The sequence below is a fragment of the Gymnodinialimonas mytili genome (assembly GCF_037544085.1).
In the GTDB taxonomy this organism is placed as follows: Bacteria; Pseudomonadota; Alphaproteobacteria; order Rhodobacterales; family Rhodobacteraceae; genus Gymnodinialimonas; species Gymnodinialimonas mytili.
On the sequence record NZ_JBBIFW010000004.1, the window covers coordinates 342,271 to 352,860 of the forward strand.

Sequence of the window (10,590 nt, forward strand, 5' to 3'; positions counted from 1 at the left end):
GGCACCGCCCCCTGCCCGGTGCCAGCATCCCGCTGGCGCGCCAGTTGAAGAAGGGACGCACATGGCCGACGGACAGACCAGAACCGCCACCTTGACCGTAGACGGGAAAAGCTTCGAGCTTCCGATTTACTCACCCACCGCCGGACCCGATGTGATCGACATCGGCAGACTCTATGGCCAAGCGGGCGTATTCACCCACGATCCCGGCTTCACCTCAACCTCTGCATGCGAAAGCTCGATCACGTTTATCGACGGTGGCAAGGGCGAGCTTCTGCATCGGGGCTATCCCATCGACCAATTGGCCGGTCAGTCGCATTACCTCGAAGTCTGTTTCCTGCTGCTTTACGGCTACCTGCCCAAGAAGGACGAGCTGGACCATTTCGAATACACCATCACGCGGCACACGATGCTGCACGAGCAGATGGCGAATTTCTTCCGCGGGTTCCGCCGCGATGCACATCCGATGGCCGTTATGGTCGGCGTGGTCGGCGCGATGAGCGCGTTTTATCACGACAGCACCGATATCAACGATCCGCGCCAGCGCGAGATCGCCTCGCATCGCTTGATCGCAAAGATGCCCACAATTGCAGCCTGGGCCTATAAATACACGATCGGCCAGCCGTTTGTGTATCCGCGTAACGATCTGAGCTACGCCGCGAATTTCCTGCGCATGTGCTTTGCGGTTCCCGCCGAGGAATACGAGGTCGACCCGGTTCTGGAACGCGCGATGGACCGGATTTTCACGCTCCACGCGGACCATGAGCAAAACGCGTCGACCTCGACCGTGCGGCTGGCCTCGTCGTCTGGGGCGAACCCGTTTGCCTGTATCGCGGCGGGCATTGCCTGCCTTTGGGGTCCAGCCCATGGCGGTGCGAACCAGGCCTGTCTGGAGATGCTCAAAGAGATCGGCACCGTCGACCGGATCCCCGAATTCATTGCGCGCGCCAAAGACAAGAATGACAGCTATCGCCTGATGGGGTTCGGGCACCGCGTTTACAAGAATTTCGACCCCCGCGCGACGGTGATGAAGCAAAGCGCCGATGAGGTACTGGAACTGCTGGGCGTGGAGGATAATCCGCTGCTCCAAGTCGCCATGGAGCTGGAGAAACAGGCGCTCGAAGATCCTTATTTCGCTGAGAAAAAGCTGTTCCCGAATGTCGATTTCTATTCCGGCATCATCCTGGAGGCGATGGGCTTCCCCACCTCGATGTTCACGCCGATTTTCGCCCTGTCGCGGACGGTGGGCTGGATCAGCCAATGGAAAGAACAGCTGGCCGATCCGGCTTTGCGCATCGGGCGGCCGCGACAGCTTTACACCGGTGAGGTCGCGCGGGACTACGTGCCGATCGAGAACCGATAATCGCGTCTCACGCGAAGAATTTGGGCCGCGCCTGGGCAACCGGGCGCGGCTATTTTGTGTGCGCCTCGGAGTGTGTTTTGATAACTATTTGATGCTCTATAAATGGATTGTCGGTGGATCAATTATAGAGCAATCGACGTTTCGCGGCGGGATCGGGGTGCTGTCACGAGGCGACAATCTGGAGCAATGTCCGGGACCACGCGCTGCTGTTGTCGCTTTAGCTGCGACGCAGAAGACGCGACGCCCCAGTCGGTCTGACCAACGCACGAAAATAGCTAATCTGCCGCGGCGCAGCGTTAGGCCGTGTTCGCCTGTAATGCGAGAGTGCGGACGCGTTCGACCATCGCACGGACCCCGTTGGAGCGCTGAGACGACAAATGCTCGTCCAAGCCCAGCCGCGCCAATTCTGCCGGGGCATCGACCTCCAAAACCTCTGCCACCGTCAGGCCCGAATAGAGCGCGTGCAGCACGGCGATCAGGCCACGCACGATGATCGCGTCGCTGTCGCCGTGAAAATCAAAGACCTGCCCCTCGATCCGCGGCAGGATCCAGACCTGGCTCGCGCATCCATCCACCTTGGTCGCGGGAACCTTCACCGCATCCTCCAACGGGTCCATCGCTTTGCCCAATTCGATCACATGGCGATAGCGATCTTCCCAATCATCAAGAAATTCAAAGGTTTCCGCGATGTCTTCGAAAGCTTCGCTGGCCATTGTTCGCTCCGGTGTTTCTTGGGGGTCTGCGCATTGAGGTAAGCCGCGACGGGCCCGAGGTAAAGCCCTTCGGCGCCTTTCCAAGCCCGGTCCAATCCGCTACTGGATGCAGAGTTATTTGTGCACCGGGGGGTGGTTATGTTGCGCGCGATTCTTGTGCTGAGTCTGATCCTGTCACTGGCGGCCTGCGGCTCACGCTTGAACCCTTTGAACTGGTTCGGCGGCGAAAGAGAGCAACGCGTGCGTATCGCCCCGGATGCAGCCGCCGAAAACCCAAATGGCGATCCGCGTCCCCTGGTGTCCGAAATTGCGCAACTCTCTGTTGAACAGACCACATCGGGCGCCATTATCCGTGTCACGGGCCTGACCGCATCCCAGGGGTACTTCGACGCGGCCCTGGTCGAGGTGGAACGTGGCGACGGCAATCTGGTCCTCGCACTGCGCGCTGCACCGCCTCTGGGCGCCGCCACACCGGGTGTGCAGCAGATCGCGGTGGGCCTCGCGGTGACAAGCGGCGAGCTGGCGGGGATCCGAACCATCACGGTCATTGGCCAGAACAACCGCCGCACCGTTTCGCGATAATTAAGCAAAAACAGGTATTTGAAGCTTGTCGTTAAAGCAGTTTTTACGGCGCTTCGACGATCTTCACCTTTTGGCCCGTCGCGGAAAGCGCAATCTCACCACGCAGCAGGCGTTCAGCATCGGCGCCAAACACCTCGTGGCGCCAGCCCGAGGACCATGCCCCTTCGATATGGCCCGAGGCCATGTCATCGAGGTCGCTGGAGGACGCGATCAGCTTGGTCGCCACGCCGGCGCTTTCGGCTTTCGCCTTTAACAGCACACGCAGCAGATCGGCCAAGGCCGGGTTCAGGCTGGAGCGATCCTTGCCATGGGACGGTTTCGGCAGATCCGCATTGGGCACATCCAGCCCACGCGCAACGGCGGCCACCAGACCTTCGGCAATCTTGCCTTTGCGGGCATCGCGCAGCAACAGACGCGACTTATTCAGATCCTGCACGTTTTTCGGCTTGGTCGAGGCCAATTCCAACAGCGCATCGTCCTTCACCACGCGGTTGCGCGGCACGTTCTTATCCTGGGCATATTCCTCGCGGAACGCGGCCAATTCGCGGGCAATCGCCATCATCCGCCCGGAATTGCTGCGCATTTTCAACCGTCGCCACGCCTGCGCAGGCTCCACCACATAGGTCGAGGCATCGGTCAGTGCGGCCAATTCCTCCTCCACCCAATGGGTGCGCTGGCTTTTGGCGAGCTGCTCGGAGAGATATTCGTAGATCTGCCGAAGATGCGTCACATCGGCAATCGCATAGCTTTTCTGTGCTTCACTCAGCGGACGGCGCGACCAATCGGTAAAGCGAGAGGATTTATCCAGGCTGGCTTTCGCGATCCGACGCACAAGCGTCTCGTAGCCCACCTGATCGCCGAATCCGCAGACCATCGCGGCCACTTGCGTGTCAAACAAGGGCGACGGAACAACATCGCCGTCCACAAAGAAAATCTCAAGATCCTGCCGCGCCGCATGGAACACTTTCACCACGTTCTCGTTGCGGAACAGATCGTAAAGTGGGTCAAGCGCGATGCCCTCGGCCAGCGGATCGATCAGAACGGCATCATCCTCGTCCGAGCCCGGCAGCGCCACCTGCACCAGGCAGAGCTGGGCGAAATAGGTCCGCTCGCGCAGAAATTCCGTATCAACGGTGACATAGGGCGCGTCGGCCGCGCGGGTGCAGAAGGCGGCGAGCGCGTCTGTGGTGGTGATGGTCGTAGGCAAGATCGTCTGGCTACTCTTATGAGGGGTTGCGATGTGATAGTGGACAGAACCCCGGAAGGAAAGCACCCCAAAGCAGGCAGAGACGTAAGGTTGCAGCCTTGCCGCGCTCTATCAGGGCAACCTTATCGGCGTCCGATCTCCATCTGAATATCGACGCAACACGGCGGGATAAAGGCGGTGTTCATATGGAAGAATGCGCGCGGACAGATCGTCAGGCGTATCGCCGGGTTGGATCGGCACCCGCGCCTGGCCCAGGATCGGGCCATCATCCAGCGCGGCTGTGACTTCATGCACGGTGCACCCCGCCTCGGCATCGCCCGCCGCCAGGGCGCGGGCATGGGTGTTCAGACCTTTGTATTTCGGCAAAAGCGAGGGGTGGATATTCAGCATCCGGCCTTCATATTGCGCCACGAACTCGGCAGTGAGAATGCGCATGAAGCCCGCAAGACACAGGATATCGGGCCGATGGCGGGCCAAGGACGCGGACAAGGCCGCCTCAAAGGACGTACGGTCCGGAAAGCTGCGGTGATCGACAGAGGCGGTCGGAATGCCAAGGCTGCGGGCTTTCGCCAGGCCGCCCGCCTTCGGATCGTTCGACACAACCACGCAAGGCCGCGCCGGGTGCTCCCCCAGCATGGATTGCGCCAGCGCCACCATGTTGGACCCGCCGCCTGAGATCAGGATCGCAACGCGCTTCGTCACGACAGCGTGCCGGTATATCGGATCCCCTCTCCGACGCTCACGGCGCCAATCCGGCTGACAGATTCGCCCGCCGCGCTGAGCGTCTGGGCCACTACGTCGGCCCGATCCGCATCCACGACCAGCACCATCCCGATCCCGGCATTGAAGGTTTTCAGCATTTCGTCCTGGGTCACCTGCCCTTGCTCGGCAAGCCAGCCAAAAACCGGCGGCAGATCCCACGCCCCCAGATCGATATCGACGCCCAAACCCTCAGGCAATATGCGGGGCAGATTCTCGGTCAGCCCGCCGCCGGTGATATGGGCAAGGGCATGCACACCGCCCTGACGGATCGCGGACAAGGCCGGTTTCACGTAAAGCCGTGTTGGCGCGAGCAGCGCCGCGCCAAGGCTTTCCTGCGCGAAGGGCGCGGGCGCATCCCAGGTCAGGCCCGAGCGCTCAACGATCCGGCGCACCAGTGAATAGCCGTTGGAATGCACCCCGTCCGAGCCCAGGCCCAGCAACACATCGCCCGCGGCGACCTCGGCAGGAAGCGCCGCGCCACGATCCATGGCGCCGACCGCAAACCCCGCCAGATCGAAATCACCGGGCGCATACATGCCCGGCATCTCGGCCGTCTCACCGCCGATCAGGGCGCAGCCGCTGTCGGCGCAGCCTTTGGCAATGCCTTCGACGATGGTGGCCGCGGCCGCCACCTCCAGCTTGCCGGTTGCGAAATAATCCAGGAAAAACAGCGGCTCGGCGCCCTGACACACCAGATCGTTCACACACATCGCCACCAGGTCCACACCGATCGTGTCGAAGTTTCCGGTATCGATGGCGATCTTGAGCTTAGTGCCCACGCCATCGGTCGCCGCCACCAGGATCGGATCGTCATAGCCCGCCGCCTTCAGATCAAACAGCGCGCCAAACCCGCCCAATCCGGCCATCACGCCGGGCCGTGCCGTGGCCGCGGCGGCGGGTCTGATCCGGTCGACCAATGCGTTGCCCGCATCGATATCCACGCCCGCATCAGCATAGGTCAGGCGGTCTGTCTTGGCGTCACTCATCCCATTCCCCCGGGGCTTGTCTGGCTGCGCCTGCCCCTAGCAGGTGGCATCGCCCGCGTCCATGCGGTGGACGGAATTGCCAAGGCGCGTACCAGTTTCTACGGTGCCCGGGCGAAGGGAACGGGTATGGCGCCAAAAACTGAGGTCTTCTTCATCGTCGATGGGCGCAGGCTTGAGGTGCAGGCCTGCCTTTTGGCGCCGTCGCTCCGCGCCAATCTCAATGCCCATCAACATGCAGTGGCCTATATCCGGCAGGATTACCGCGCAGAGTTACACGACTTTACGGCAGATGTGCTGCAACGTTCAGGGGTCGAATTGCGTGAGATCCCGGATACGGATTCAGGCGATGCGCCCTGGGCCGCGCCCTATCCCGAGGGCAACAAGATCCTTGCCGCCGCCGCGCCACGCGATTGCGATGTGTCGGTGTTTCTCGACACCGATACGGTTTTGATGACACCCGTCGATTGGGCTGCGCATCTGGGCGAGGCGGAGATGGCGGCCTGTGTCTCGGATTACGGCAGCCCCAATATCGGGGAGGCGGAATGGACGACATTCTACGAAACCTTTGGCCTGCCGCTGCCGGAGGACCGGGTGCGGTTGAATGCCGGGCGCCGTCTTCTATGGCCCCCCTATTACAACGCGGGCATGGTGGTGCTGCGCGAGGCCGGTTTGGGGCTCGGCCGCCAGTGGCTGGAGGCGGCTTTGCGCTTTGAGGCCGAGGTTCAAATCCCCTATAGCCGGACCAATATCGACCAGTTCACGCTGCCAATTCTGGGATATATGCGCGATGCGCCCGTGAAGGCGCTGGATCAGCATATGAATTTCAACGTTCAGAGCTTTGGCGCAGCGACCGACCGGGATCAAACGCTGATCCACTACCACAATGTGGGTGTGTTGTGGATTTGTCCGCCACAAGCCCGGTTTGCCCTAGAGTGTCTGATGGCGGTGGCGGGCCCGGACGCGCCACAGCGTTTGGTCGAGATCTTCGGAGCAAAGCTGCTGCGGCGGGCGCGGTTCAAGACGTACCTCGCCGACTTGGCCGCAGAACGCGCCACGTCTTAGCTTGAAAGGCCGATCCTTGCGCCAATCCAGGTGAATACCGCCAACATCAGCGCCGTGCCCAGGCTCAACATCGACAGCCCCTCAACCGACAGCTGCGTGTCTGCCGCACTGCCCGCGACCATCAGGCCGACCGGCAAAGCCACCATCAGCGACAGAAACAGTGTAAACATCATGCACCACAGCAGCGCCCAATCGCGCGGCACCAGGTCACGGGTCGCGCGGCGCCGGGCCTGAACGGCTACGTCGAGTGCAGGCAGAGCCATCAAGATCACCGTGATCGACGGCAGGTTCGGAACGCCCAGCCCACCAATCGCGGCCACATAGACGATTCGCAATCCGATCAGCCACAGCACGTATCGCACAGCGAGTGGAAACAGAGGGGGCATGGCAGGCTCCGGCAACACAATAGGCGTGCCGCGCAATAGGCGATTGGCGATGCTATCGCAACGCTTCCCCCCACCGGCCGCCTCTGCTAAGCGTGCCACTGTGGTTTGGGCCTGTAGCTCAATTGGTTAGAGCAGAGCGCTCATAACGCTTTGGTTGCGGGTTCAAGTCCTGCCAGGCCTACCAGATCACCTTGCTGCCGTTTGTTCGGGCAAACCGGTTCCCCCCACACAGATGTGACGCCCGAGCTGCGCCGCTGCGATGGACTGCAACCCCATATTTTTATAAAATTAACCCTATCGGGAGACACTCGTGCCGTTCCATCTTGCAGGAGACCGTCCCATGAACCGGTTGAAACTGATCCTTTTTGCATTGAACCATGCCTCTGCCCGCGCTGTGGATCGCGCCGGTGCGGATTGGTGTGGCGGCGACACACGTGGCCCGCGATCCCAGGCCCATGATGAACTGGCATCGCAGGCATTGCATGCGCTGCTGCCGAAACGGCGGCGTTAGCGCGGCAAGACCAGCACGGCCCGCAAGCCCCCCATCGTGGCACTGTCCTCCAGTACGACAGAGCCGCCATGGCGCTGCGCGATGTCGCTGGCGATGGCCAACCCCAAGCCAACGCCGGAGCCCAGGTTCTGATTGCGCGCAGCATCAAGGCGGGTGAAGGGGCGCAGGGCATCGGCTCGACGCTCGGCAGGGATGCCGGGCCCATCATCCTCGACAATGAAGCGCAGATGGCGCGGCGCGACTTGCACCGACACCAACGCGCGACTGCCATAACGCAAGGCGTTGGACAGCAGATTGCTGAGCGCGCGTTGCACCGCGGTGGGCCGCATTTTCACCTCAGGCGCGCTCTTGGGCAGGCTCACTTCGACCTCGCCGCCACCGCGGCGCGCATTCTTGGCAACTGCGGCGGCCAGCGCCAACGGATCGGCCGGTTCGGGATCGTCCAGCGCCTCACCCCGGACGAAATCGAGGAACGTGTTCAGCAGCACCTCCATCTCCTCCACATCGCGAGTTAGGTCGTCGCGTTCAGGCCCCTCCTCCATCATCCCCAGCGCCAGCCGCATCCGGGTCAGCGGCGTGCGCAGATCATGGCTGACCCCCGACAACATCAGCGTGCGCTGTTCCAAATGCCCCTCGATCCGGCCCCGCATGTCCAGAAAGGCGCGCCCGGCCGAACGGACTTCGGTGGCGCCGGCGGGGCGGTAATGCTCCACCTGGCCCTTGCCAAAGGCCTCGGCCGCGCGCGCCAATCGACGGATCGGACGCAATTGATTGCGTAGGAAGATGTAGGCAACAATCGTCATCAAAAGGCCCGTTGCCACCATGATCACCAGCAATTGGTGGGGCGCAGGAGCCGATACGCGCCGCCGGGCCGCGGTCAGTGCCACAGGATCCGCAGAACCGCGATCAATCAGGATCTGAACCGAGCGCCGGTCGCTTTGCAGATCGACCCCGATCATATCCGGCATCCGTTCCTGCAACACATCCACGACCGTGATGCCTGCAATATCGTAGAACCAGCGCTGCGTCTCGCCCGCAAATCGCGGCGCACCGATGCTGATCTCAAGCGCATTGGCCAGGTCTTCGGCGGCCGCGGCCCCATCCCGGTCCATCACATCCAGGATCAGTTGCAGATCCAGCGTCAACGCGCGGGTCAGTTGTTGGGTCACATCCTCGAAATGGCGTTGCAGAAACACCGAACTGACGACAAGCTGGATCGTGACAATGGGCACGATCAGGATCAGAGCGGCGCGGCCATACAGGCTGCGTGGAAGAAAGTGTTTGATCCAAAGCGAGGGCGTCATGGCCCCATTCTGACCGGAGGGTACGCCGCTTGCAAAGCGAAAGGCTGGAACCGGGGCTGCGGCGGCTGACCGCGCCGAACCCGTCGCCGATGACCTTCACCGGCACGCAGACCTATCTGCTGGGCGAGGGCGAGGTCGTTGTGATCGATCCCGGCCCGGCTCTGGATGCACATTTGCACGCGATCCTGGGCGCGCTGTCGCCAAGTGAGCGCATCATGAAGATCCTGGTGACCCATTCGCATTTGGATCACTCGCCCCTTGCTCGCGCCCTGGCCGAGATCACCGGCGCCCCGATTCTGGCCGCTGGACCCAGCGATTGGGGGCGTCGCCCGATCATGGCGCAATTGGCCGCTGCCGGACAGATCGGCGGTGGCGAGGGCGTGGACGATGATTTTGCGCCCGATGCGCGGATTGCCGAAGGCGATGTTATCGAGGGCCCATGGGGGACGATCTCGGTGCTGGAGACGCCCGGCCATATGGCAAATCATCTGAGTTTCGCGTGGAATGATGCGCTGTTTTCCGGCGATCTGGTGATGGGGTGGTCCACCTCGCTCGTTTCGCCGCCCGATGGCGATATGACAGCCTTCCTGGCCTCGGTCACGCGCCTGCACGCGCGCTCGGATCGGATTTATTATCCCGGCCATGGCGCGCCAATCGTGACGCCGCAGGCGCGGGCGGCTGAGCTGCTGGCCCATCGCCGTGGGCGCGAGGCGCAGATTCTCGCGGCCCTGGCCGAAACCGGTGCTGCCAAGACCGCCGATCTGGCCCGCGCCATCTATGTCGATCTGGCGCCCGCGCTCTTGCCCGCCGCCGAACGCAATGTGCTGGCGCATCTGCTTGATCTCTATGAGCGGGACACCGTCACCCTGCCCGGCCCCGCCCGCGCTGACGCAATCTTCTCCCTCCGGTGAGTTTTTCCGGTTTCCCCACTTTACGCCCCCCAAACCCCTTGCTATATCCGCCGCCAGTTCCGGCGTAGCTCAGCGGTAGAGCAGTTGACTGTTAATCAATTGGTCGTAGGTTCGATCCCTACCGCCGGAGCCAAATATTTCAGAGACTTACACAGTAGCGCGTCACATCTTGTTCCATTTCAGGCTCAGAATAGGCTCAGTTACCACGACGCTTTGCCATGACCAACTATATCCTTGTTAGACGAACGGTTTAAGTGTTCAGCGAGCGTTGTTCGCTTGACGAACTGGACGCTTGGAAGACGGTGAGCTGGACTGGTGTCGATGCAGGTACATTATGAGCAGAGGCCCAAGTCTTTCTCTTGCCTCTCACTGGCGATTGAAAATCCTCGTGCCGGTAGTTCGGTTCCGCCTCCTGGCACCATAAAATCAAAGAGTTAGCAGCTTGGGTGGTTACATGGGCTCCGTATAGGCTCATAGAACTTGGCATTGAAGTAATGCGTCCAACAAGGCTGCATTGTCATGTTCGATAGGTGCTGCATTCAAATTACAGAAGGCCAACCATTTCTGACTCGTCATGAGTCCCCAACAGCCTAGAAAAGCAGGCAGAAAGTGCTTGGATAACTGGGGCCACTTTTATAGCGTTCGTAGATCAACTGGTTTGGAGCAATTGTAAGTGACCAATCTAGGTTCAGGACTCATAGCCAGTAAATGACAATTGCCGCGAGAGCGATGGCTGACAGGAAAACCTTTGGGCACCTATCGTAACGGGTCGCAACACGCCGCCAATCCTTGAGCTTGCCGAACAT

General features: G+C 61.4%; 11 protein-coding genes, 2 tRNA genes and 1 pseudogene. 7 read left to right on the forward strand and 7 right to left on the reverse strand.

The genetic code is table 11. From position 1 onward, the window contains the following. Positions 1 to 61: 61 nt before the first annotated feature. Entirely contained in the window at positions 62 to 1,360 is a 1,299-nt protein-coding gene (gene gltA, locus V8J82_RS18075; protein WP_339977322.1) for a citrate synthase, read from the forward strand. A gap of 296 nt (positions 1,361 to 1,656) precedes the next feature. On the opposite strand, the gene V8J82_RS18080 is transcribed toward gltA, so the two are convergent. Beyond that, positions 1,657 to 2,073, reverse strand: coding sequence for a SufE family protein (locus V8J82_RS18080; protein ID WP_339977324.1), 417 nt, complete (start codon positions 2,071 to 2,073; stop codon positions 1,657 to 1,659). A gap of 138 nt (positions 2,074 to 2,211) precedes the next feature. Between V8J82_RS18080 and V8J82_RS18085 the strand changes: the two genes are divergently transcribed. Next, positions 2,212 to 2,655, forward strand: a complete 444-nt coding sequence (locus tag V8J82_RS18085) for a hypothetical protein (RefSeq protein ID WP_339977326.1) — start codon at positions 2,212 to 2,214, stop codon at positions 2,653 to 2,655. A 43-nt stretch (positions 2,656 to 2,698) separates the two neighbouring features. On the opposite strand, the gene rnd is transcribed toward V8J82_RS18085, so the two are convergent. From rnd to purM, 3 genes are all read right to left on the reverse strand, one after another. After that, positions 2,699 to 3,862, reverse strand: coding sequence for a ribonuclease D (rnd, locus tag V8J82_RS18090; RefSeq protein ID WP_339977328.1), 1,164 nt, complete (start codon positions 3,860 to 3,862; stop codon positions 2,699 to 2,701). Between the two features lie 111 nt (positions 3,863 to 3,973). Beyond that, positions 3,974 to 4,564 carry a phosphoribosylglycinamide formyltransferase gene (gene purN / locus V8J82_RS18095; protein WP_339977330.1) on the reverse strand — a complete coding sequence of 197 codons (591 nt, stop codon included), beginning with the start codon at positions 4,562 to 4,564 and terminating at the stop codon, positions 3,974 to 3,976. Then, positions 4,561 to 5,610, reverse strand: a complete 1,050-nt coding sequence (purM, locus tag V8J82_RS18100; protein WP_339977332.1) for a phosphoribosylformylglycinamidine cyclo-ligase — start codon at positions 5,608 to 5,610, stop codon at positions 4,561 to 4,563. The genes purN and purM overlap by 4 nt, the downstream gene beginning before the upstream one ends. A 126-nt stretch (positions 5,611 to 5,736) precedes the next feature. Between purM and V8J82_RS18105 the strand changes: the two genes are divergently transcribed. Next, entirely contained in the window at positions 5,737 to 6,672 is a 936-nt protein-coding gene (locus V8J82_RS18105) for a GT-B fold glycosyltransferase domain-containing protein (protein WP_339977334.1), read from the forward strand. Here V8J82_RS18105 and V8J82_RS18110 read toward each other — a convergent pair. Next, positions 6,669 to 7,058: a hypothetical protein gene (locus tag V8J82_RS18110; RefSeq protein WP_339977336.1), complete on the reverse strand. Its 390-nt coding sequence runs from the start codon at positions 7,056 to 7,058 to the stop codon at positions 6,669 to 6,671. The genes V8J82_RS18105 and V8J82_RS18110 overlap by 4 nt on opposite strands. Before the next feature lie 107 nt (positions 7,059 to 7,165). On the opposite strand from V8J82_RS18110, the gene V8J82_RS18115 reads away from it, so the two are divergent. Both V8J82_RS18115 and V8J82_RS18120 read left to right on the forward strand, forming a co-directional pair. Next, a tRNA-Ile gene (locus tag V8J82_RS18115) sits at positions 7,166 to 7,242 on the forward strand. 156 nt (positions 7,243 to 7,398) lie between these two features. Then, a complete protein-coding gene (locus V8J82_RS18120; protein WP_339977338.1) occupies positions 7,399 to 7,569 on the forward strand; it encodes a hypothetical protein in 171 nt (56 codons plus the stop codon). Here V8J82_RS18120 and V8J82_RS18125 read toward each other — a convergent pair. Continuing rightward, complete coding sequence (locus V8J82_RS18125) at positions 7,566 to 8,873, reverse strand: ATP-binding protein (RefSeq protein ID WP_339977340.1); 1,308 nt, start codon at positions 8,871 to 8,873, stop codon at positions 7,566 to 7,568. The two genes, V8J82_RS18120 and V8J82_RS18125, sit on opposite strands and share 4 nt — an antisense overlap. 89 nt (positions 8,874 to 8,962) lie before the next feature. On the opposite strand from V8J82_RS18125, the gene V8J82_RS18130 reads away from it, so the two are divergent. Together V8J82_RS18130 and V8J82_RS18135 are read left to right on the forward strand one after the other, a co-directional pair. Then, entirely contained in the window at positions 8,963 to 9,784 is an 822-nt protein-coding gene (locus V8J82_RS18130; RefSeq protein WP_339977352.1) for an MBL fold metallo-hydrolase, read from the forward strand. 58 nt (positions 9,785 to 9,842) lie between these two features. Further along, positions 9,843 to 9,917, forward strand: a tRNA-Asn gene (locus V8J82_RS18135). Positions 9,918 to 10,479: 562 nt separating this feature from the next. On the opposite strand, the pseudogene V8J82_RS18140 reads toward V8J82_RS18135, so the two are convergent. After that, a pseudogene (locus tag V8J82_RS18140) lies at positions 10,480 to 10,590 on the reverse strand (IS5/IS1182 family transposase); the annotation flags it as partial.